This window comes from Cellulosimicrobium sp. I38E, assembly GCF_001647255.1.
GTDB lineage: Bacteria > Actinomycetota > Actinomycetes > Actinomycetales > Cellulomonadaceae > Cellulosimicrobium > Cellulosimicrobium cellulans_E.
Map to the genome: position 1 here is coordinate 47,910 of NZ_LUAZ01000021.1, position 22,345 is coordinate 70,254.

A 22,345-nucleotide genomic window follows, 5' to 3' on the forward strand; every position below is an offset into this window, starting at 1 on the left:
ATCGTCAGGCGAGGAAGAGCCCGATCGCGAGCGTCACGACGCCCGCGGCGAGGACCACGCCGCCCGCAGGGAGCAGCACGACCGCCCGGTTCGGCGCCTCGCGCCCCGAGCCCACGGCGGAGAGGAAGAACCCGGCGGGCAGGAGGATGGCGGCGACGAGCACCCCGGTGGCGGCGAGCCACCGCCAGAAGCCCTCGAGCGAGGTGGCCTCCGTGAGCAGCAGGCACACGAGCCCCAGGATCACGAGCACGCCCGCGTGCGCGTGTCCGGCGCGGAAGAAGGAGGTCTGGAAGCCGGTCGCCGGCACGCGGCGCGTGACGACCTTGACGAGGAACGCGCCGCCTGACTCGATGCCGACGACCGTGAGGAGGACGACGCCCGCGGTGATGCGGGCGGCGTCGGTGAGCTCGAGCACGGGACCTCCTGAGGTGGCGGGACACTCGGCGCGCGGCACGCCGCGAGTTTCCGAACGCTGTTATAGAACAGCGTTCGCAAACCCGTGTCAAGCCCTCTAGACTCGTCGCGTGGCACGACCTCGACTGCACGACGACGCCCTGCGCGACCGCCTCCTCGACGTGGCGTCGCGAGCCATCTCCGAGCACGGCGAGGGTGCCGTGACGGTCCGCTCGGTGGCGACGGCCGCGGGGACGAGCCCGTCGGCCGTGTACGCGCTCTTCGGCAGCCGCGACGAGCTCGTGGCGGCCGTGTCGGCGGAGGGCTTCCGGCGGTTCGCGGCCCGCCTGGCGGCCGTCGAGCGGACCGACGACCCGGGTGCCGACCTCGCCGCGCTCGGCGACGCCTACCGGGGGTTCGCCCTCGCGGACCCGCACTTCTACGCCGTGATGTTCGCGCGCGGGGTCCGGCCCGCCGCGGACCGCCCGCGTGCCGTCGAGGAGGCGACGTTCCTCGTGCTGCGCGACGCGGTCGCACGGCTCGTGCCGGACGCGACGACCGCCGACGACGTCGCCCTCGGGCTGTGGGGCCTCGTGCACGGGCTGGTCTCGCTCGAGCTCGCCGGCCTCGTCCCCGGCGACGACGCGGAGCGCGCCGCGCGCTTTGGCGCGACGCTCGCCGCCGTCGGCCCCGGTCTGGTCCGGCGCACCGGGAGGTGACGGCCCCCGTCCGGTCGCGCGGGCTCTTCCCGAGACACGAGAAGTGGCCCCCACCAGAACGGCGGCAGGGGCCACGTCTCGCTTCTCGCGCCGACCGAGCCCCTGAGGGGACCTCCGGCGCGTCCGGCGCGCCGGTCAGGCCTCGACGACCACTGGGACGATCATCGGGCGGCGCCGGAGGCGGTTGGAGACCCACCGCCCGATGACGCGGCGCATGACCTGCTGGAGCTGGTGCGTGTCGGTCGCTCCGCCCGCGATCGCGTCCTCGAGCGCCTTGACGACCTCCGGCTGGATGTCCTGGAACACCTTGTCGTCCTCGGCGAACCCGCGCGCGAGGATCTGCGGCCCGGCGAGCACCTTGCCGGTCGCGGAGTCCACGACGGCGAAGACGGACACGAAGCCCTCCTCGCCGAGGATGCGCCGGTCCTTGAGCTCGGCGTCGGTGATCTCGCCGACGCTCGACCCGTCGACGTACACGTACCCGCACGGGACCGCGCCGACGACCGACGCCTTGCCGTCGACGAGGTCGACGACGACGCCGTCCTCGGCGAGCACGACCCGGTCGGCCGGCACGCCCGTGCGGACCGCGAGCGCCCCGTTCGCCACGAGGTGGCGGACCTCGCCGTGCACCGGCATGACGTTCTTGGGCTTGAGCACGTTGTAGCAGTAGAGGAGCTCGCCCGCGCTTGCGTGCCCGGACACGTGCACCTTGGCGTTGCCGCCGTGCACGACCCTCGCGCCGAGGCGCGTGAGCCCGTTGATGATGCGGAAGACGGCGTTCTCGTTGCCCGGGATGAGCGACGACGCGAGGATCACCGTGTCGCCGTGGCCGACCTGGACCTTGTGGTCCCCGTTGGCCATGCGCGACAGCGCCGCCATGGGCTCGCCCTGGGAACCCGTGCACATGAGCACGATCTCGTCGTCGCGCAGCGAGTCGACCTTCTTGAGGTCGATGAGCACGCCCTCGGGCACGTGCAGGTACCCGAGCTCGGCCGCGATCGTCATGTTGCGGACCATGGACCGCCCGACGAGCGCGACGCGGCGCCCGTGGTGGTGCGCGGCGTTGAGGACCTGCTGCACGCGGTGCACGTGCGAGGAGAACGACGCGACGATGATGCGCTTCTCCGACGCGGCGAACACGTTGTCGAGCACCGGGCCGATCTCGACCTCGGGCGTGACGAACCCCGGGACCTCGGCGTTGGTCGAGTCGACCATGAACAGGTCGACGCCCTGCTCGCCGAGGCGCGCGAACGCGCGCAGGTCGGTGATGCGCCCGTCGAGCGGGAGCTGGTCCATCTTGAAGTCGCCCGTGTGCAGCACGGTCCCGGCACCGGTCGTCACGGCGACCGCGAGCGCGTCGGGGATCGAGTGGTTGACGGCGACGAACTCGCAGCGGAACACGCCGAGCTGCTCGACCTGCCCCTCCTTGACCGCGAGGGTCACGGGCGAGATGCGGTGCTCCTTGAGCTTGGCCTCGACGAACGCGAGCGTGAGCTGCGACCCGACGAGCGGGATGTCGCGGCGCAGGCGCAGCAGGTACGGGACGGCGCCGATGTGGTCCTCGTGGCCGTGTGTGAGGACGATCGCCTCGATGTCGTCCAGCCGGTCCGCGATGTAGTCGAAGTCCGGGAGGATGAGGTCGACGCCGGGCTGGTTGTCCTCGGGGAAGAGGACGCCGCAGTCGATGACGAGCAGGCGCCCGTCGTACTCGAGGACGGCCATGTTGCGGCCGACCTCCCCGAGCCCGCCGAGGGCGACGATGCGCAGCCCTCCGGTGGGGAGCTCGGGAGGCAGGGAGAGTTCGGGGTGGGGATGGCTCACGGGGCCTCCTGTCGTGGCTGAGCCGGGGGTTTCGAGGGCTCCTGCCCTCGCTAGTTCGTGGGTGCGGCGGTGGCCGCCGCGGCGCTCGCGCCGACGAGCACGCCTGCGGCGGCGAGGGCGTCGCGGACCAGCGCGACGTCGTCCTCGGTCGCCGCGACGTTCGGCAGGCGCAGGAAGCGGTTGTCGGTGAGGCCGAGCAGCTCGACGGCGGCCTTGGCCATCACGGCCTGGAAGCCCGCGCCGTTGAGCGCGTCGATGACGGGCGTCGTGGTGAGGAAGACCTCGAGCGCGCCCGCGTGGTCGCCCGCGTCGAAGCGGCGCACGACCTCGGCGAACGGCCCGGCCACCGCGTGCCCGGAGACGGAGACGATGCCGGCCGCGCCGTGCGCGAGGAACGGCAGCAGCAGGCCGTCGTCGCCGCTGTAGAACGCGAGCCCGGTCGCGGCGGCGAGCTTGGCGGCGGCGTACACGTCGCCCGTCGCGTCCTTGCTCGCGACGACCCGGTCGTGCGCCGCGAGCCGCGCGTAGGTCGCGGGCGCGATCCGCACGCCCGTGCGCCCGGGGACGTCGTAGAGCATGACGGGCAGGTCGGTCGCGTCGGCGATCGCCGTCACGTGCCGGTACACGCCCTCCTGGCTGGGGCGCGAGTAGTAGGGCGAGACGACGAGGAGCCCGTCGGCCCCGGCCTCGGCCGCCTGCTCCGCCATGCGCAGGGCGTGGTCGGTGTCGTTGGACCCGGCACCGGCGACGACCGCCGCGCGGTCGCCGACCGCGTCGACGACGACCCGCACGAGGTCCTGCTTCTCCGGCGCGTGCGTCGTGGGCGACTCGCCCGTCGTGCCGCTCAGCACGAGGCCGTCGTTCCCGTCGTCCACCAGGCGCTTCGCGAGCCGGGCCGCCGCCGCGAGGTCGACGGCGCCGTCGGGCGTCATCGGGGTGACCATGGCCGTGAGGACGGCACCGAACGGGCGCGCGGGGGTGGCGGGAAGGACCATGTGCACAAACTACCGTGCGGCGGGTCCCCGCACCGCGCCCGTCCAGGCCGGTGCCCGGCCCTCGACCACCGCCCGGGTGCGTCCCCGCGACCCCGAGGGCGATACTCGGAGCATGTCCCGTCCCGCCTCCACGTCGAACCTCTCCCCCGCGCTCGTCGCGCACGTGCCCACGGGGCTGCTCGTCGACGGCCACTGGGGACCGGCGGAGGGCGGCCGGACGTTCGAGGTCGAGGACCCGGCGACGGAGGAGTCCCTCTTCGACGTCGCCGACGCGAGCCCGGCCGACGCCCTGCGCGCCCTCGACGCCGCGCACCGGGCGGCACCCGCGTGGCGCGCGACGCCCCCGCGGGAGCGCGGCGAGGTGCTGCGCGCCGTCTACGACCGGGTCGTCGCGCGGGCCGATGACGTCGCCGCGCTCATCACCGCCGAGTGCGGCAAGCCGCTCGCCGAGGCGCGCGCGGAGGTGCTCTACGGCGCCGACTTCCTGCGCTGGTACGCCGAGCAGGCGGTGCGGGCCGAGGGCCTCGCGCGCACGGCTCCGGCCGGCGGCAACCGGCAGCTCGTCTTCCGCCGGCCCGTGGGCCCGGCCCTGCTCGTCACGCCGTGGAACTTCCCCATCGCGATGGCGACGCGCAAGATCGGCCCGGCGCTCGCGGCCGGCTGCACGGTCGTGATCAAGCCGGCACGGCTCACGCCGCTCACGACGGCGCTCGTGGCCGAGGTCATCCGGTCCGAGCTCGCCGACCGCGGGCTGCCGACCGGCGTCGTCAACGTCGTCCCGTCGTCGCGTGCCGCGGACGTGACCGAACCGCTGCTCGCCGACGAGCGCCTGCGCAAGCTGTCGTTCACGGGTTCCACGGCCGTCGGGCGCACGCTGCTCGAGAAGGCGGCGTCCCAGGTGCTGCGCACGTCGATGGAGCTCGGCGGCAACGCGCCGTTCCTCGTCTTCGCGGACGCCGACCTGGACGCCGCCGTCGAGGGGGCGCTCGTCGCGAAGCTGCGCAACGCGGGCCAGTCGTGCGTCGCGGCCAACCGCTTCCTCGTGCACGACGCCGTCGCGCGCGAGTTCGCCCAGCGCCTCGCCGCCGCGTTCGAGGGCCTGCGCGTCGGCCCGGGCGCGCAGGACGGGACCCAGGTCGGCCCCCTCATCGAGGCGAAGGCCGTCGACAAGGTCGCCGAGCTCGTCGACGCCGCGTCCGACGGCGGCGCCCAGGTGCTCACCGGCGCCGACCGGCCGCGGACCACGGGGTACTTCTACGCGCCGACCGTGCTCTCCGGCGTCGACCCCGACGCGCGCGTCGTCACCGAGGAGATCTTCGGTCCCGTGGCGCCCGTGGTCGCGTTCGGCGACGACGACGAGGGCCTCGCGCTCGCGAACGCCACCGAGTACGGGCTGGCCGCCTACGCGTACACGTCCTCGCTCGACCGCGCCGTGCGCGTGTCCGAGGAGGTGGAGGCCGGGATGATCGGCATCAACCGCGGCATGGTGTCCGACGCGAGCGCGCCGTTCGGCGGGCTCAAGCAGTCCGGCCTCGGCCGCGAGGGCGGCGAGGCGGGACTCGAGGAGTACCTCGAGACGGTCTACGTCGCGCTCTGACGCCCGTCGTCCGCGTTGCTGCGGGCGTGGCCGGCGTCGTCGGGCCGTCACCCGGCGTTGGTAGCCTGACGCTCCCCTGCCACCGACTCCCGGAGAGCCCACGCCCGTGCCCTCGTCGCCCGCGTCGACCATCAGCCCGAACGCCCCCTCGCCCAGCGCCCGCGTCACGACCGTCGGATACATGATCTTCGCGTCCCGCTGGCTCCAGGCACCGCTCTACTTCGGCCTCATCGTGGCCCAGGTCGTCTACGTCTGGCAGTTCCTCAAGGAGCTGTGGCACCTCATCGTCGGCGGGTTCACCGGCGAGCACACGGTCGAGGACCCCGCCACGCACGAGATGGTGTCGCACGCGTTCGGCGCCGAGGAGATCATGCTCGCCGTCCTCGGCCTCGTCGACGTCGTCATGATCTCCAACCTGCTCATCATGGTCATCGTCGGCGGCTACGAGACGTTCGTGTCGCGCATCCGGCTCGACGGTCACCCCGACCAGCCCGAGTGGCTGAGCCACGTCAACGCGAACGTGCTCAAGACCAAGCTCGCGATGTCGATCATCGGGATCTCGTCGATCCACCTGCTGCGCACCTTCATCGAGTCGTCCACCGGCCGGATCACGGGCGACGTCATGATGTGGCAGGTGATCATCCACCTGGCGTTCGTCGTCTCGGCCCTCGCGCTCGCGGCGATCGACCGCATGTCCCTCACCGCGCACCAGCGTGCGGCCAACGCGGCCGCGGCGGGCGAGGGCCCGGCCGACCCGCACGTATGAGCCGGCCCGACGACGTCCCGCGCCCCGGCGCCGAGACCGACGCCCCGGCGTCGCTCGACGCCGAGGTGACCGACGCCGTCGAGCATGCGGTCGAGGACGAGGTCCGTGCCGCGGTGCGCCAGGCCGTGTCGGTGTCCGTCGCGACGGGGCTGTACGGGATCTCGTTCGGGGCGCTGTCGGTGGTCGCGGGGCTGGACGTCGCGCAGACCATGGCGCTGAGCCTGCTCATGTTCTCGGGCGGGTCGCAGTTCGCGCTCATCGGGGTGGTCGGCGCCGGCGGCGCGCCGACCGCGGCGATCGCGACCGCAGGCTTCCTCGGGGTCCGCAACGCCCTGTACGGGGCGCAGCTCGGCCCGCTGCTCGCGCTGCGGTCGTGGCACAAGGTCGTCGCGGCGCAGTTCACGATCGACGAGTCGACGGCGGTCGCGACCGCCCAGCGCTCGCGCCGCGCCGTCCGGGCCGGGTTCTGGTGGACGGGCGTCGGCATCTTCGTGCTGTGGAACGCCATGACGCTCGTCGGGGCGCTCGCCGGCGACGCGCTCGGCGACCCGCGCGCGTGGGGGCTCGACGCCGCCGCGGCGGCCGCGTTCCTCGCCCTCCTGTGGCCCCGGCTCGCCGCGCGGGCGATGCAGCTCGCCGCGGCGGCGGCCGTCCTCGTCGCGGTCCTGCTGATCCCGGTCGCGCCGGGCGGTGTACCGGTGCTGGCCGCCGCCGCGGTCGCGATCGTCATCGGGCAGGTCGACGTGCGACGTCGGCGCGCCGCCGCGGGCGGGTCGCCCTCGTCGTCCACGGACGGACCGCCGCAGAAGGAGACCTCATGACGTCAGCGACCGTGTGGGTCGTCGTGCTGGCCGCGTCCGCCGTGTGCTTCGCGCTCAAGCTCGCCGGGCACCTCGTGCCCGAGCACTGGCTCGCCGACGAGCGTGTCGCGCGCACGGCGGCGCTCGTGACCGCCGCGCTCCTCGCCGCGCTCGTCGCGGTGCAGACCGTCGGCGACGGGCAGGCCCTGGTCGTGGACGCGCGCCTGCCCGCGCTCGGCGTGGCGGCGGTCGCGCTCGCGCTGCGCGCGCCCTTCATCGTCGTCGTGGTGCTCGCCGCCGCCACGGCCGCGGGTCTGCGTGCCCTCGGCTGGGGATGACTCCGGCCGGAAGTGCCCCCGAGGTCTCGTAGGGTGAGCCCGTGAGCCTCTTCCGCGAGACCGCCGACGTCTCCGTCCGCCCCGCCGTGCCCGGCGACGACGTCGCGATGACCGCGATCCAGGTGGGCGCGTGGCGCTCGTCGCACGAGGAGGTCCTCGGCGAGGACGTGCTCGACGCGCTCGACAACGTGCGGATGCGCGAGCAGTGGGCCGCCGCCATCTCCTCGCCCCCGGGTCCGGGCTTCGGCGTGCTCGTCGCGTGCGCGGGCGCGGACGTGGTCGGGTTCGCCGCCGTGGCGCCCGGACAGGTCCTCGCGCTCGAGGTGGAGCCGCGGCACCAGCGCGGCGGGCACGGGTCGCGCCTGCTCGCGGCCGCGGTCGACCGGCTGCGCCGCGACGGCGCGGAGGAGGTCGTCACCTGGGTGCTCGACGGCGACACCGCGCGCGAGGCGTTCCTCGCCGGGGCCGGCCTCGGGCCCGACGGGCGGACCCGCACGCTCGCGACCGGGGTGCGCGACGTCGTCGAGCGGCGCTGGACCGCCGAGATCTGAGGCTCGGGTCCCTGTTCGTCACGCACCCGTGACACCGCCGTGACCCGTCCGCGCAACTGACCTGCGAGGATCGACCGCCATGGGCATCCTCACCGACTACTTCGCCGCTCCCGACGACACCCGGGCCGCGACCGCCGCGGCTCTGGGCCCCGACTCTCCGGACCCGCTGACCTCCCAGCCCGCGTTCGCGACGGTGGAGCTCAAGGGCATCGACCCGTTCGTCGTGGCCGGCACGCTGACCAGCCTGCTCACGGACCGGCCGTACGCCGAGGTGACCGCCGACGCCCGTCACGGGTCGCTCGTCGCGACCGCCGGGGACGAGGGGCCGTGGGTGGTCTCGGTGACCGACACCCTCGTGGGCGCCCTCGCCGGTGCGACGCCTGCGGCACTCGACGAGGTCGCCGTGCGGTGGGCCGCGACCGAGGAGCTTGAGGGGTCCGACCCCGCGGACCTCGCGGACGCGCTGCACCGGCTCTCCGCGTTGTGCGCCCGTGCCGACGACGCCGGTCACCGGCTCTACTGCTGGACCAGCCTGTGACCCTCGTGCCCGGGCGCGGTCAGGCGCGGCGGCGCGAGCGGTAGAGCGCCGCGGCCTTGCGCAGCGCCTCGCGCGCACGCCGCCGGTCGCGCGCCGCGTCGTAGGCGAACGCGAGGTGGTACCAGGCCTCCCAGCTCTGCGGGTCGGCGTCGACCGCGTCGCGGTAGGGGCCGAACGCCGCGTCGGCGGCCTCCCGGTCGATGCGCCCGCCGGGCGAGCGCGGCAGGTCGTCGACCGGCAGCCGGCCCTGGGCGGCGAGGTCGTCGGCCATGCGCTGCACGGTGCCGGCGAGCGCGAACTCGCGCCCGACCAGCCCCACCACGAGCAGAGGCAGGACGAGCACTCCCGCGCCGATCACCATCGCCACGGGCTCGCCCGTGCCGACGAGCGCGGCGGCGCGGCCGGCGACCTGCCACACGTAGAGCGCGAGCAGGATCGTCACGAGCACCGCGCCGACGATCGCCTTCCAGGGCCGGGCGGCGCGCGACCGCCCGGTCGTCCCCCCCGGACGGCCGTCGTCGCTGCCGCCGTCGGCGCCAGGACCGACCGGACCGCCGGGCGCGCTCACGCCAGGTCCAGCACGTTCTCGAGCCCGACGGTCAGGCCCGGTCGGCCGACGACCTCGCGGACGCCGAGCAGGACGCCCGGCATGAAGGAGACGCGGTCGAACGAGTCCTGCCGGATGACCAGCTGCTCGCCCGCGTTGCCGAACAGGATCTCCTCGTGCGCGACGAGGCCGCGCAGGCGCACCGCGTGCACGCGCACGCCGTCGACGTCGGCGCCGCGCGCCTCCCAGCCCGTCTCCGTCGCGTCGGGGCTCGGCGCGACGCCCGCGTCGGCGCGCGCCGCGGCGATCGCCGCGGCGGTGTGCCGCGCGGTGCCGGACGGCGCGTCGACCTTGTCCGGGTGGTGCAGCTCGATCACCTCGGCCGACTCGAAGTAGCGGGCGGCCTTGGCGGCGAACGTCATCGCGAGCACGGCGGACAGACCGAAGTTGGGCGCGATGAGCACGCCGAGACCTGGTGCGCCGGCTGCGGCGGCACGACCGAGGTGCGCGACGACGCGTCCGCGGCTCTCCTCCGTCCAGCCCGTGGTCCCGACGACGGCGTGCACGCCCGCGTCGATCAGCGCGTGGACGTTCGCCTCGGTCGCGGACGGGACGGTGAAGTCGACGGCGACGTCCGCACCGCCGAGCGTCGCGGCCGCGACCTCGTCGCCCGCGTCGAGGCGCGCGACGAGCTCGAGGTCCGCCGCGCCCTCGACGGCGGCGCAGACCGTCGCGCCCATGCGCCCGGCGGCGCCCAGGACGGCGACCCGCAGCGGGCGCCCCGGCTCCTTGCCGGGGGCGGTCGGGGCGGAATCGGGCGCGGGGATGCTCTGGTCGCTCACGCCCGTCACCCTATCGCCGGTGCGCGGGCGGACCGGTGCCGCGTCCGCCTCCCCGGGCAGTGGGTCTGCCCACAGCACGACGGCGGCCGCCCTCCGCGAAGGAGGACGGCCGCCGCGAGACGCCCTGGCGGGCGGGGATCAGCCGCCGAACGGCCCGACGCGCACGACGGACCGCGGTCGCGAGGCGAGCTCGCCGGCCAGCTTCTGCACGTCGTCGGCCGTGACCGAGCGGACCGCGTCGAGCGACTCCTCGACGCTCAGGAGCTCGCCGTAGACGAGCTCGGCCTTGCCGAGCCGGCTCATGCGCGAGCCGGAGTCCTCGAGCCCGAGCACCATGCCGCCGGAGAGCTGGCCGATGCTGCGGTCGAGCTCCGCGCCGGTGATGCCGTCGTCCGCGAGCCGGTCGAGCTCGGAGTGGAGCAGGGCCGTGACCTCGTCGACCTTCGACGGCGCGCAGCCGGCGTAGAGGCCGAAGGTGCCGATGCCGCCGTGGCCGGACGCGAACGAGTACGTCGAGTACGCGAGGCCGCGCTTCTCGCGGATCTCCTGGAACAGGCGCGAGCTCATGCCGCCGCCCAGCACCGCGCTGAGCACGGAGAGCGTGAAGCGGCGGTCGTCGGTCGCGGACAGGCCCGTGCCGCCGATGACGACGTTCGCCTGCTCCACGGCCCGGTGCACCGACAGCTCGACGCCCGCCGTCCCGACGCCCGCGAGGGCGGGGTCGGCGGGGTCGCGCCGCGCGCGCGGTGCGCTGCCCGCGTCGAGCGACCAGCCGCCGTCGAGCAGCGCCTGGCCCACCTGGGCGACCAGCGTGTCGTGGTCGACGCCGCCCGCCGCCGCGACGACGAGCGTCTCCGGGCGGTAGTGCCAGCGGTAGTGCTCCCAGACGGCGTCGCGCGGGACCGCGTTGATCGTGTCCGGGGTGCCGCCGATCGGGCGGCCGAGCGCGTGCCCGCCGAGCACGGCCGCCGCGAACTCCTCGTGCACGACGTCCGAGGGGTCGTCGTCGTTCATCGCGAGCTCTTCGAGGATCACGCCGCGCTCGGTCTCGAGCTCGTCGGGGTCCAGGCGCGCGGACGTCACCATGTCGGCGATGACGTCGACCGCCATGGGCAGGTCGGCGTCGAGCACGCGCGCGTAGTAGCACGTGTGCTCCTTGCCGGTCGCGGCGTTGGCCTCGCCGCCGACGGCGTCGAACGCCTCGGCGATGTCCATCGCCGAGCGGCGCGCGGTGCCCTTGAACAGCAGGTGCTCGAGGAAGTGCGTCGAGCCGAAGTGGCCGTCGGTCTCGTCGCGCGAGCCGACGCCGACCCACGCGCCCATCGTCGCCGAGCGCAGGCCCGGCATGGACTCGGTGAGCACGCGGACCCCGCCGGGCAGGACGGAGCGACGGATCGTCGCGCCGTCCTGCCCGGCGGTCAGCTCGGCCCCGGCGTCACCCGCCGGGACGAGCGGGAGGTCCCAGGGCACGTCAGGCGTCCGCGCCCTCGGTCGCGGGAGCGTCGGCCGGAGCCTCCTCCTCGACCACGGCGTGCAGCGAGAGCTTGCCGCGCGGGTCGATCTCGCCGATCTCGACCTGGACCTTCTGGCCGATGGACAGCACGTCCTCGACGTTCTCGACGCGCTTGCCGCCCACGAGCTTGCGGATCTGGCTGATGTGCAGCAGACCGTCCTTGCCCGGGGAGAGCGAGATGAACGCGCCGAACGACGTCGTCTTGACGACCGTGCCGACGAAGCGCTCGCCGATCTCCGGGACGTGCGGGTTGGCGATCGCGTTGATCGCCGCGCGGGCGGCCTCGGCCGACGGGCCGTCGGTGGCACCGATGTACACGGTGCCGTCGTCCTCGATGGAGATGTCCGCGCCCGTCTCCTCCTGGATCTGGTTGATCATCTTGCCCTTGGGGCCGATGACCTCGCCGATCTTGTCGACCGGCACCTTCACGGAGATGACGCGCGGGGCGTTCGGGGACATCTCGTCGGGCACGTCGATGGCCTCGGCGAGGACGTCGAGGATCGTCAGGCGCGCGTCGCGCGCCTGGGTCAGCGCACCGGCGAGCACCGAGGCGGGGATGCCGTCGAGCTTGGTGTCGAGCTGGATGGCCGTGACGAACTCGCGCGTGCCGGCGACCTTGAAGTCCATGTCGCCGAACGCGTCCTCGGCACCGAGGATGTCGGTGAGCGCCGCGTAGCGGGTCTCACCGTCCACCGTGTCGGAGATGAGGCCCATCGCGATGCCCGCGACGGGGGCGCGCAGCGGCACGCCCGCGTTGAGGAGCGAGAGCGTCGAGGCGCACACGGAGCCCATGGACGTCGAGCCGTTGGAGCCGAGGGCCTCGGACACCTGACGGATCGCGTACGGGAACTCCTCGCGGCTCGGGAGCACCGGCACGAGGGCACGCTCGGCGAGCGCGCCGTGGCCGATCTCGCGACGCTTGGGGCTGCCCACGCGGCCGGTCTCGCCGGTCGAGTAGGGCGGGAAGTTGTAGTTGTGCATGTAGCGCTTGCGCGTCTCCGGACCGAGCGAGTCGATCTGCTGCTCCATGCGGAGCATGTTCAGCGTGGTGACGCCCATGATCTGGGTCTCGCCACGCTCGAAGAGCGCGGAGCCGTGCACGCGCGGGAGCACCTCGACCTCGGCCGACAGCGTGCGGATGTCCGCGAGCCCACGGCCGTCGATGCGCACGCCCTCGGTGAGCACGCGCTGGCGCACGAGCTTCTTCTGGAGCGACCGGTACGCGGCGGACAGCTCCTTCTCGCGGCCGTCGAACCCGGCCTGGAGCTTGCCGACCATCTCGTTCTTGATCTCGTCGAGACGGTTCTCGCGGTCCTGCTTGTCCGCGATGGCGAGCGCAGCACGCAGGTCGGTGGAGACCTCGGCCTCGACCGCGGCGAACGCGTCGTCCTGGTAGTCGAGGAAGACCGGGTACTCCTTGACCGGCTTCGCGGCCTGGGCGGCGAGCGCCGACTGCGCGTCGCACAGCGCCTTGATGAACGGCTTGGCCGCCTCGATGCCCTCGGCGACGACCTCCTCGGTCGGCGCGCCGACGCCCTCGTCCTTGACGAGGCCCCAGGCACCGTCGGTGGCCTCGGCCTCGATCATCGCGATCGCGACGTCGTCGCCGACGACACGGCCGGCCACGACCATGTCGAAGACCGCGCGCTCCTTGTCGGAGTACTTGGGGAACGCGACCCACTGGCCGTCGACGAGCGCGATGCGGACCGCGCCGACCGGGCCGGAGAACGGCAGGCCGGAGATCTGCGTCGACGCCGAGGCCGCGTTGATCGCGAGCGTGTCGTACGCGTCGTCCGGGTGGAGCGCGAGGACTGTGATGACGACCTGGACCTCGTTGCGCAGGCCCTTGACGAACAGCGGGCGCAGCGGGCGGTCGATGAGGCGGCACGCGAGGATCGCGTCCGTCGAGGGGCGGCCCTCGCGGCGGAAGAACGAGCCGGGGATGCGGCCCGCGGCGTACATGCGCTCCTCGACGTCCACCGTCAGCGGGAAGAAGTCGAACTGGTCCTTGGGGTGCTTGCCGGCCGTCGTGGCCGACAGGAGCATGGTCTCGTCGTCGAGGTACGCGGCGACGGAGCCGGCGGCCTGACGCGCGAGGCGCCCGGTCTCGAACCGGACGGTGCGGGTGCCGAAGCGACCGTTGTCGATCGTGGCCTCGGCGAACTGGATCTCGGGACCCTCCACGGGTGCCCTCCCTTTCTCGAAGCGCCGCCCGGGTAGCCCCTGTCGAGGGTTCCGGTCCGCGCCCCGGCGCGCGTGGCGCGGGGGCTCCGGTCGCACTCGACGCTCGGCGGTCTTCGATCGAGGTCCACGGCGGTTCCCGTACCGGCTCCGTCCGAGACGGGGCCGTGGGGGTCCGTGAGCCACTACCGAGGACCGAACGAGAGGCCGGCGGCGCGGTGTGGGTGGTGTCGGCTGGTGGTGATCAGCCGTGGTGTGACAGGTACATCACACCAGACCAGCCCGGTCCCCGCAGGGACCGGGCTGGCGGTGTCGTGTCAGCGACGCAGACCGAGGCGCTCGATGAGGCTGCGGTAGCGGTTGATGTCGACCTTCTGCAGGTAGCCGAGCAGGCGACGGCGCTGGCCGACGAGGAGGAGCAGACCACGACGGCTGTGGTGGTCGTGCTTGTGCTCCTTGAGGTGCTCGGTGAGGTCCTTGATGCGCTGCGTGAGGAGCGCGACCTGGACCTCGGGCGAACCGGTGTCGCCCTCGCTCGTCGCGTACTCGGTCATGATGCGCTGCTTCGTGGCAGTGTCGAGCGGCACGGTTCTCCTTCGGGTTCGTTGCGCGGTGCGCCGGGGACGGTTCTCCCGGGCTCTCTGGATCCGCGGCCGGTCAGACGGCGCATCCATCGTACCAGCGCGCGGCCGCACCGCCGGCGACGGTGCGGTCGTCGTCCGAGCGCACCTCCGCCGACGGCGCGGCCGCACCGTCCTCCGGGCTCAGGCCCCGTCGTGCCCGGCCGTCCCGTCGCCGCGGAACCGTCCCGCCGCGTCGGGCAGCACGCCCGCGAACCGGAGCAGGTCCGGCAGGGTGAGGACGAGGGACCCGTCCTCGAAGTGCACGCCCTGCGCCGGCGTCCAGTGGTTGCTCGCCCGGACGTAGGACGTGTCGTCCTGGCGCAGCAGGTACACGAACGTCTCCGCGAGCACGCGGCTGCCGACCTCGCCGAGGAAGCTCCCGTTGCCCTGGAGCTCGGCCTCCTTGAGGACGTAGTACCACAGCGGGGTGCCGCCGTGGTCGCCGTCCCGCAGGGCCGCGAGCGCCTGCTTCACGTCGTCGCCGGCCCGGTCCTCGAGCTGGGCCGGGGTGAGCGGGGTGACGCCGAGCGCCGTGGCGACGGCCTCGCCCGTGGGCAGCGCGAGCATGTAGCCGCGCAGCAGGTTGCGCTGCGCGAGCTGCTTCTGGAGCGCGCTCGCCACGAGCTGGGCCGGCGTGTGCGCGGGCGGCTCGGGCGGCAGGTTCCCCTCCTTGACCAGGTCGCCGAGGCTCGGTGCGAGGAACGTGTCGATCTTCTCCGCGGCCCGGAAGGGCGAGGGGTCGCCCTTGTCCACGAAGCGGGCCCACTCGATCGGCCAGTTGGACGGCAGCGCGGGGTCGCCCGCCGGCCCGGGGCGCAGGCTGCCGCCGCTCCCCGTGAACTGGAAGAGCTGGACCAGGCTCGCGTTCCGGGGCGGCGGCCCGGTGAAGTTGACGTTGTAGTCGTACGAGTCCCGGATCATCGAGTGCCCGAACCGGAACGCCGCGACGGCGAACTCGAGGGGCATCGAGATCGGGTACCGGGGGCGGAAGAACGACGTGTCGCGCAGGAGCGTCGCGTCGAGCACCCCCGGCTTGGTGAGGGTGCGCAGGTAGTCGTTGACCACGAGCCACTGGTAGTGCCAGCGCACGAGCTGGCTCGCGCGCTCGAAGACACCGCGTTCCCCGCCCGTGAGCCGCGTCCACGGCTCGACGTCGTCCACCCAGTCCACGACGGCGTTGTGGAAGCGGATCATCGCGAGGTGGAACTGGGCGACGACGAGGTTCTCGTCGTTGCGCCCGTCCGGGACGAGCGGTGCGCCCTGCTCGTCGCGCGGCAGGTCGCGCTGGGCGTCGCCGCCGGGCTCGACGAGCGAGAACGACGGCCCGCCCGGGATCACGAGCGGCTCGGTCGAGATGCGCCCGAGCCGGAGCTTGGCGGACCCCGGGACGTAGGACGCCTCGCTGCGGGTGGTCCGGTAGCCGCGCTCCCCCGCGAACACGGGCCCGCTCCCGTAGAGCGAGTCGAGGTTGAGCGCGGGGTGCCGCCCGTTGTGGAGCGAGCGCACGACGACGCGCGGCGCGAAGACCTGGAACGGCACGGCGTCGACGTCGCCGAGCGCCTGGTCGCCGTCCCGGCCGGCCGTCGTGTCCGGGCCGTTCGTGTTGAGCGTGATGTCGTGGTCGATGAACTGGCCCCAGTACGTGTACACCGCCGGCACGTGGGAGTTGAGGTCGCGCGGCGGCTGCCCGGGCGGGGCGACCGGTCGGGCGACCATGGACGCGCCGAGCGCCAGGAGCGCCTCGACGGTGCCCGTCGTCGCGCCGTCGCCGACCGGCAGGTGGAACGCGGGGAAGCGCTCCGCGAGCTCCGGGAACAGGTAGTCGAACGCGGTCGTGGAGTCGTAGCGGTGGAGCTCGTGGTCCCGGGCGACCGCGGCCTCGGCCGCGGGCAGGAGCGGGGCGTTCGACTCCGCGGGGTCCACGTCCGCGTGCGCGTCCGTCTCGAGCACGGCGTCGTCGGGTGCGACGGCCGCGCCGTGACCGACGCTCCGGACGGTCCGGCCGATGGGGGTGGACGCCTGGTCGACCGCGTCGGGGGCGACGTCGTCGACCACCGTCTCGACGATGGCGCCGGCGCCGGGTGGCGCCGCGTGCTGCTGAGCCTCCATGGCTCTGCCTCTCTGTGGGAGGTCGTCGTGCGGCCCGCGCGGGCGGGCCACCGGACGCCCCCGCGGGCGGCTCGCGCTCGCGCAGGGGCGTGTGCGACCGCCCCCTGGACTGCGGCCCGGGGATCGCGCGGCCGCGACGGACGCCGTGCACGACGACGCCGCTCACCCGGAGGGAGGGACCGCACCCGGTCCCGTGACACGTCGCGGACGCCGGCGGACGCACCGCCCGGCGCCCGCTACCCGCGCAGGAGGCCGCGCCGTCGGGCCTCGGCGACCGCCGCGGTGCGCGACGGCGCGCCGAGCTTGTCGTAGACGTGCACGAGGTGGGTCTTCACGGTCGCGCGCGAGAGGAACAGCTCGCGCGCGATCTCGTCGTTGGTGCGTCCCTCGGCGACGAGCGCGAGCACCTCGAGCTCGCGCGCGGTGAGCGCCGTGCCGGGGCTGCGCAGGCGCCCGAGCAGGCGCCGCTGGACGGCAGGGCCGAGCGCGACCTCGCCCGCCGCGGCGGCGCGCACGGCGGCCACGAGCTCGTGGGTCGGCGCGTCCTTGAGGAGGTACCCGCGGGCGCCCGCCTCGACCGCCGCGAGGATGTCGGCGTCGGCGTCGTAGGTCGTCACGACGAGCACGGCCGGGCCGTCGGTCGCGACGATCTCCCGGACCGCGTCGACCCCTCCGAGCCGACCGGGACCGAACTGGAGGTCGAGCAGCACGACGTCGGCCCGCAGCCCGCCGCGGAGCCGCGCGAGCAGCTCCTCGGCCGAGCCGACCTCGGCGACGACGCGCACGTCCGGCTCGGCCTCGAGCACCGCGCGCAGGCCCGTGCGCACGACCGGGTGGTCGTCCGCGAGGACGACGTCGACGACGGCCGGTCCGGTCATCGCCCCTCCTCGTCCTCGACTGGTGCGAGCGGCACCCAGGCGGCGACCGCGGTGCCTGCGCCCGGCGCCGACTCCACGGACAGCGTGCCACCGAGCTCGGCGAGCCGCGCACGCATCGCCACGAGGCCGAACCCTCCCGACGGCGGCTGCCCGTCCGCGGAGCGGCCGGGGAGGCCGTCGGGGTCGAAGCCGCGCCCGTCGTCGACCACGTCGAGCGCGACGGCTTCCTCCCCCGTCGCGACACCGGCCAGGAAGCTCAGCGTGACCGCGACGCGCGACGCGTCCGCGTGCCGCTCGACGTTGGCGAGCGCGGACTGGGCGACGCGCAGCAGGGCGGCCTCGACGTCCGTCGGCAGCGGCACCGCGTCACCGCTCACCTGCACGACCACGTCCGGCCCGCCGTCGGCGGCGTGCCCGGAGGCGCCGGCTGCGGTGCGAGCCGCGGTGCGACGCAGCGCGTCGACGAGGTTCGACGACTCGAGGTCGGCGGGTGCGAGCGCGCGCACGACGCGGCGCGCCTCGGCGAGGTTGTGCCGCGCGACGTCCCGCGTCTGCTCCACGTACCCGCGCGCGGTGGCCACGTCACCGTCGTCGAGCGCGGTCTGCGCGGCGCGCAGGAGCAGCTCGGCCGACGAGAAACCCTGGGCGAGCGTGTCGTGGATCTCGCGCGCCAGTCGTTCGCGCTCGCCCGCGACGGCGCGCTCGCGCTCGGCCGTCGCGAGCTCGTCGCGCGTGCGGACGAGCTCGTCGAGCGTGCGCTGGCGCTCCTGCGACTCGCGCACGACCGCCTCGAGCGCGAGCACGACGACGACCGCGACGGCGCCACCGATGGCCGGGCCCAGCACGAACGGCAGCGCGAGGTTCGCCGTGTACGCGACCATGACCGCGATCACGAGGAGCACGACCACGCCGACGACGACCGGGCCACGGCGCGGGCCGAGCACGTGCATCGCGACGAACATGAGCGGGAACGCGACCCACACCGCCGTGATCGAGGCCAGGCACAGCGCGACCCACAGCACCACGAGCCCGGTCACCCACGCGCCCGCGGGCCACCACGCGCCCCGGGGCGCACGCACGTCGGCCGGGACCGGCAGGCGTCGCCGTCCCAGCACGTAGAGGGCGAGCAGCGCGGCACCCACCCCGACGGCGACGACGCCGCGCACCGTGCCCGTCGCGAGGGCCCCGACGAGCGCGAGCACGAGCAGACCCACGAGCAGGACGTCGAGGCCCCGGCGCAACCACCGCGTGGCCGCCGGGACGACCCGTGCGCCGTCCCCGACGAGCCCGGCACGCCCACCGGGCGCGGCTGCGGGCGTCGAGGACGCGGTCGGGATCACGCCGTCACCCTAGCCACGCCGCCCGTGCCCGGCATCGTCCGAACGGTCGATGCCCGGCTCCACCCCACGGCGCCGCAGGACCGACCGGCACGACGATCCGGACCGGCGCCCTCCGCGGGACCGTGGAGGGGACGTCGGGCACACGCGGCACCCACCGGTGCCGGGCCCGCCGTCGTCCACCCGCCCACGGCACCCTGGAGGTCCTCCCCGTGTTCCTCGCCCTGCGCGACCTGCGCCACGCCCGCGGGCGCTTCGCGCTCATGATCACGGTCGTCGCGCTCATCACGTTCCTCGTCGCGTTCCTCGCGGCGCTCACCGCCGGGCTCGGTCGCGCGAGCACGTCGGCCGTGACGGAGCTGCCCGTCGACCGCCTCGCCTTCGCGCCGCCGGCCGAGGGCGCCTCTCCGACCTTCACCGAGTCCGAGGTCACGGCCGACCAGCAGGAGGCGTGGGCAGACGTCCCCGGTGTCCGGAACGCGGAACCGCTCGGCGTCGCGACGGTGCGCGCGTCCGGCGAGAGCACGGCGGCCGTCACCACGTTCGGCGTCCAGCCGGGCTCCGGCCTGGTACCCGGGGCGGACGACGGGGGCATCGACGTCTCCACGGGGACGGTCGTGCTCTCGAGCGGCGCCGCCGACGCGCTGGGCGCAGACGTCGGCGACCAGGTCGGAGCCGGCCCGCTCGACCTGACCGTCGCCGCGGTCGCGGACGCCGAGGCGGACTTCGCCCACACGCCCGTCGTCTGGGTCTCGCTCGACGACTGGCAGGCGGTCGGCGCGCGCGGCGGCGCCGCTGCGGGCGACGCTCAGGACGGCCCGACCGCGACCGTCGTCGCGCTGCGGTTCGGCGACGACCCGCCGTCGGCGGACGCGGTCGCCGCGGCCGACGCGGACCTCGGGACGGTCACCGCGACGCCGCGCGACGCGCGCTCCGCCATCTCCTCGTTCACCGCCGAGAACCTCTCGCTGACCCTCATGCAGGTGTTCCTCCTCGCGATCTCCGCACTCGTCGTCGGCGCGTTCTTCACGGTCTGGACCATCCAGCGCGCCGGAGACGTCGCCGTGCTGCGGGCGCTGGGCGCCTCGACGCGCTATCTCCTGCGCGACGCGATCGGCCAGGCCGGCGTCGTGCTCGGCGTCGGCGTCGGGCTCGGCACGGCGCTCGCGGCCGGGGCCGGCCTGCTCGCGGCGCGCGTCATGCCCGTCGTCGTCGACGTCTCGACGACGCTCGTCCCCGCCGTCGTGCTCGTCGCCCTCGGCGGGCTCGGCGCGGTCCTCGCCGTGACGCGGGTCGCGCGCGTGGACCCGCACGCCGCCCTCGCCGCGCGCTGACCGGCGTCCGGCCGCCCTCGCCCGCACCGAACCCGTCCCCCGACATCCCCCCAGACCCGAGACCCCCAGGAGCACCCCGTGGACCTCACGCTCGACCGCATCCGCCTCGCGTACCCCGACGGCGACGGCGTCCTCGTCGCCGTGGACGACGTCACGCTCACCGTGCCGTCGGGCACGACCACGGCGCTGCTCGGCCCCTCCGGCGCCGGCAAGTCCAGCCTGCTCGCCGTCGCCGCGACCCTCACGCCGCCCACGTCCGGCGTCGTGCGGGTCGGGGACGACGTCGTCAGCGCACCGCTCGACGCACCCGACGACGCCGCCGGTGCCCGGCGGGCCGCGCGCAGGCCCCGCCGCCGGGCGCGGCGTGCCGCGGACCGGGCAGCGGCCCTGCGCCGCGAGCGCATCGGGATCGTGTTCCAGCAGCCGCAGCTCGTGGCGTCCCTCACCGTGCTCGAGCAGCTCGAGCTCATGAGCCACCTGCGCGGCCGACCCGCCGCGTCGCGCCGCGCGCACGCGCTCGCCCTGCTCGACGCGGTGGGCGTCGCGGACCGCGCGGACCGCCGGCCGGAGCACCTCTCGGGCGGTCAGCGCCAGCGGGTGGCGATCGCGCGGGCGCTCATGAACGACCCGCAGGTGCTCCTCGTCGACGAGCCCACGTCGGCGCTCGACCACGAGCGCGGCGTGCAGGTCGTGGAGCTCGTCGTGCGGCTCGCGCGCGAGCTCGACGCCGCGACGCTGCTCGTCACGCACGACGAGGCGACCCTCGGCCCGGTCGACGCCCGCGTGCACCTGGCGGACGGCCGGGTCGTCGAAGTACCGGTCGTCGCCTGACGTCTCCCCCGGCCGCAGGCCGCGGTCAGCGCGCCGCGCGCACGTGGGTCGCGACCGCGAGCGCCACCACCGCCGCGAGCGCCTGCGCGACGACCGCACCCCAGCCGGGAGCACCGACGAGGAGCGCGACGCCCAGGGGGACGGCGCCGAGGACGGCGACGTCCGGGCCCTTGCGCAGGACCGCGGCGGCGCCCGTCGGCACGCCGCCCGCGGGCGTCGCGAGCAGCGGGCCGCCCCAGTCGGGCGGCTCGCGGTAGGCGCTGCGCACGGCGGCCGCGCCCTGGACGACGGCCGTGAGCGCGCCGAGCGCGACCCACCGCCCGTCTCCCGTCGCGACCACCAGCGGCGCCGAGCCCACGAGGAGGCACGCGGCGGCCGTGAGCGTGGGGACCACGGCGCGCGCGAGCCGGGTCCAGCGCGCGGCGAGCGGCACGAGGGAGTCGACGACGGGGGCCATCTCCGCGGTGCGCGCCCCCTCGGCGCCGAGCACGGCGGCGCCGAGGCCCGCCACGACCAGCACCGCGAAGAGGCCGAACCCCGAGCCGAGGCCCGGGACCTGCTGGGCGACGACCGTCAGCGCGCCCAGGCCGACGAGCTGCGCGAGCGCGGACGGGCTGCGCCCGAGGAGGACGAGGTCGGCCGTCACGACCGCGCCGAACGCGCCGCGCACCGCGGCGAACCGGCGCGGGCGCCGGACGCGCACCCGGGCAGCCCCGGCACGACGCAGGGCGCGGCCGAGGTCGCGCGTGTCGAACGAGAGCACGGCACCGCCCACTTGGTCCGCGACGGAGCTCTGCGCACGCAGGACGGTCGCGCCGAGCGACTCCAGCCCGCGCCACCAGCGCAGCACGAGCACCGCCGTGACCGCGAGGAGCCCGACCGCGACGAGCGGCGGCGCGGCGAGCGCGGGCAGGCCGGAGCGGCCGACGACGACGAGCACGAGGCCCGCGACCGGCACGGCCGCGACGGCGACGTCGCTCGCGCGGGCGAGCGCCGCCGCCGCGCGGGTCGACGGCTGGACGAGGCCCGCGACCGAGACGAGCAGGAGGCCGAGGGCGCCGCCCGTGAGCGCGCCCCGCACCGCCGGGCCGGCGTCGAGCCCCGCGGCGACCGCGACGACCGCGGTCCCGACCACGCCGACGACACCGCCGAGCAGCACCGCCCGGACGAACGACGGCACGACGAGCCCGCGCCGGTCTGCCGGGGTGGGCACCCACCAGCGGACTCCCCCGCTGCCCGCGCCCACCGGGCCCAGGCGCACGGCCGTCCCCGTGAGGAACGCGAGCAGAGCGGCCGTCCCGAGCGCCTGGATCCCGCCCGGACCGAGCACCTGCGCCGAGCCGGCCGGGGCTCCGGTGTCCAACGACGAGCGCAGCATCGAGGCGAGCCCGATCACCCAGCCGGTCGCGAGCGCGACGGACACCACCGCGTAGGCGACGTCGACGACGATCTCCCCCGGCCCGGCGTCGGCCCGCGCCGCCGCGGCACGCGCCGTCAGGCGCCGCAGCTCACGGCCGGTGAGCAGCTCGTCGGGGTCGGTGCGCAGCCCGTCCGCCGCGTCGCCGGGACCGTCGTCGCGGCTCGCGCGGCGAGTCTCCCCGGGAGCTCCGTCGGGGTGCGCGCCGGTCACCG

The 22,345-nt window shown here is 75.1% G+C and carries 21 protein-coding genes; 9 read left to right on the plus strand and 12 right to left on the minus strand.

Annotated features, from left to right (window positions below; all coding sequences use genetic code 11):
- Window positions 1-4: 4 nt before the first annotated feature.
- Window positions 5-415 (minus strand): hypothetical protein, encoded by a 411-nt coding sequence (locus A0J59_RS07725; protein ID WP_064315736.1) that lies wholly within the window; start codon window positions 413-415, stop codon window positions 5-7.
- Window positions 416-524: 109 nt separating this feature from the next.
- On the opposite strand from A0J59_RS07725, the gene A0J59_RS07730 reads away from it, so the two are divergent.
- Complete coding sequence (locus A0J59_RS07730) at window positions 525-1,112, plus strand: TetR/AcrR family transcriptional regulator (protein WP_064315737.1); 588 nt, start codon at window positions 525-527, stop codon at window positions 1,110-1,112.
- Between the two features lie 135 nt (window positions 1,113-1,247).
- Here the strand turns inward: A0J59_RS07730 and A0J59_RS07735 are convergent, their stop codons facing one another.
- Complete coding sequence (locus A0J59_RS07735; protein ID WP_047234710.1) at window positions 1,248-2,933, minus strand: ribonuclease J; 1,686 nt, start codon at window positions 2,931-2,933, stop codon at window positions 1,248-1,250.
- Window positions 2,934-2,983: 50 nt separating this feature from the next.
- Window positions 2,984-3,928 carry a 4-hydroxy-tetrahydrodipicolinate synthase gene (dapA, locus tag A0J59_RS07740; RefSeq protein WP_047234711.1) on the minus strand — a complete coding sequence of 315 codons (945 nt, stop codon included), beginning with the start codon at window positions 3,926-3,928 and terminating at the stop codon, window positions 2,984-2,986.
- A gap of 112 nt (window positions 3,929-4,040) precedes the next feature.
- On the opposite strand from dapA, the gene A0J59_RS07745 reads away from it, so the two are divergent.
- From A0J59_RS07745 to A0J59_RS07770, 6 genes are all read left to right on the plus strand, one after another.
- A complete protein-coding gene (locus A0J59_RS07745; RefSeq protein WP_064315738.1) occupies window positions 4,041-5,525 on the plus strand; it encodes an NAD-dependent succinate-semialdehyde dehydrogenase in 1,485 nt (494 codons plus the stop codon).
- A 181-nt stretch (window positions 5,526-5,706) separates the two neighbouring features.
- Window positions 5,707-6,291 carry a TIGR00645 family protein gene (locus A0J59_RS07750; RefSeq protein WP_220084455.1) on the plus strand — a complete coding sequence of 195 codons (585 nt, stop codon included), beginning with the start codon at window positions 5,707-5,709 and terminating at the stop codon, window positions 6,289-6,291.
- Window positions 6,288-7,112, plus strand: a complete 825-nt coding sequence (locus A0J59_RS07755) for an AzlC family ABC transporter permease (protein ID WP_082141171.1) — start codon at window positions 6,288-6,290, stop codon at window positions 7,110-7,112. The genes A0J59_RS07750 and A0J59_RS07755 overlap by 4 nt, the downstream gene beginning before the upstream one ends.
- Window positions 7,109-7,429 (plus strand): AzlD domain-containing protein, encoded by a 321-nt coding sequence (locus tag A0J59_RS07760; protein WP_047232680.1) that lies wholly within the window; start codon window positions 7,109-7,111, stop codon window positions 7,427-7,429. The genes A0J59_RS07755 and A0J59_RS07760 overlap by 4 nt, the downstream gene beginning before the upstream one ends.
- 41 nt (window positions 7,430-7,470) lie before the next feature.
- On the plus strand, window positions 7,471-7,980 hold the full coding sequence (locus A0J59_RS07765) for a GNAT family N-acetyltransferase (protein WP_064315739.1): 510 nt from the start codon (window positions 7,471-7,473) through the stop codon (window positions 7,978-7,980).
- Between the two features lie 79 nt (window positions 7,981-8,059).
- Window positions 8,060-8,518 carry a hypothetical protein gene (locus A0J59_RS07770; protein WP_047232678.1) on the plus strand — a complete coding sequence of 153 codons (459 nt, stop codon included), beginning with the start codon at window positions 8,060-8,062 and terminating at the stop codon, window positions 8,516-8,518.
- A gap of 19 nt (window positions 8,519-8,537) precedes the next feature.
- Here A0J59_RS07770 and A0J59_RS07775 read toward each other — a convergent pair whose 3' ends face one another.
- From A0J59_RS07775 to A0J59_RS07810, 8 genes are all read right to left on the minus strand, one after another.
- Window positions 8,538-8,978 (minus strand): hypothetical protein, encoded by a 441-nt coding sequence (locus A0J59_RS07775; RefSeq protein ID WP_064315751.1) that lies wholly within the window; start codon window positions 8,976-8,978, stop codon window positions 8,538-8,540.
- 104 nt (window positions 8,979-9,082) lie between these two features.
- Window positions 9,083-9,838, minus strand: coding sequence for a 4-hydroxy-tetrahydrodipicolinate reductase (gene dapB / locus A0J59_RS07780; RefSeq protein ID WP_255365076.1), 756 nt, complete (start codon window positions 9,836-9,838; stop codon window positions 9,083-9,085).
- Window positions 9,839-10,045: 207 nt separating this feature from the next.
- Window positions 10,046-11,377 carry a pitrilysin family protein gene (locus tag A0J59_RS07785; protein WP_047232677.1) on the minus strand — a complete coding sequence of 444 codons (1,332 nt, stop codon included), beginning with the start codon at window positions 11,375-11,377 and terminating at the stop codon, window positions 10,046-10,048.
- 1 nt (window position 11,378) lies between these two features.
- The gene (locus A0J59_RS07790) at window positions 11,379-13,604 is read right to left on the minus strand and encodes a polyribonucleotide nucleotidyltransferase (protein WP_053371618.1); all 2,226 of its coding nucleotides are present in this window, start codon (window positions 13,602-13,604) and stop codon (window positions 11,379-11,381) included.
- Between the two features lie 314 nt (window positions 13,605-13,918).
- Window positions 13,919-14,188, minus strand: coding sequence for a 30S ribosomal protein S15 (gene rpsO, locus A0J59_RS07795; protein WP_021479897.1), 270 nt, complete (start codon window positions 14,186-14,188; stop codon window positions 13,919-13,921).
- 177 nt (window positions 14,189-14,365) lie between these two features.
- Window positions 14,366-16,333, minus strand: coding sequence for a heme peroxidase family protein (locus A0J59_RS07800; protein WP_064315740.1), 1,968 nt, complete (start codon window positions 16,331-16,333; stop codon window positions 14,366-14,368).
- Between the two features lie 236 nt (window positions 16,334-16,569).
- A complete protein-coding gene (locus A0J59_RS07805) occupies window positions 16,570-17,211 on the minus strand; it encodes a response regulator (RefSeq protein ID WP_047232675.1) in 642 nt (213 codons plus the stop codon).
- Window positions 17,208-18,551 (minus strand): sensor histidine kinase, encoded by a 1,344-nt coding sequence (locus A0J59_RS07810; RefSeq protein WP_255365074.1) that lies wholly within the window; start codon window positions 18,549-18,551, stop codon window positions 17,208-17,210. Before A0J59_RS07810 ends, A0J59_RS07805 begins: the two co-directional genes overlap by 4 nt.
- A 209-nt stretch (window positions 18,552-18,760) precedes the next feature.
- On the opposite strand from A0J59_RS07810, the gene A0J59_RS07815 reads away from it, so the two are divergent.
- Together A0J59_RS07815 and A0J59_RS07820 are read left to right on the plus strand one after the other, a co-directional pair.
- Window positions 18,761-19,882 (plus strand): FtsX-like permease family protein, encoded by a 1,122-nt coding sequence (locus tag A0J59_RS07815; protein ID WP_064315741.1) that lies wholly within the window; start codon window positions 18,761-18,763, stop codon window positions 19,880-19,882.
- Window positions 19,883-19,960: 78 nt separating this feature from the next.
- Complete coding sequence (locus A0J59_RS07820; RefSeq protein WP_064315742.1) at window positions 19,961-20,713, plus strand: ABC transporter ATP-binding protein; 753 nt, start codon at window positions 19,961-19,963, stop codon at window positions 20,711-20,713.
- Window positions 20,714-20,738: 25 nt separating this feature from the next.
- On the opposite strand, the gene A0J59_RS07825 is transcribed toward A0J59_RS07820, so the two are convergent.
- The gene (locus A0J59_RS07825; RefSeq protein ID WP_064315743.1) at window positions 20,739-22,343 is read right to left on the minus strand and encodes a DUF6297 family protein; all 1,605 of its coding nucleotides are present in this window, start codon (window positions 22,341-22,343) and stop codon (window positions 20,739-20,741) included.
- Between the last annotated feature and the right edge of the window lie 2 nt (window positions 22,344-22,345).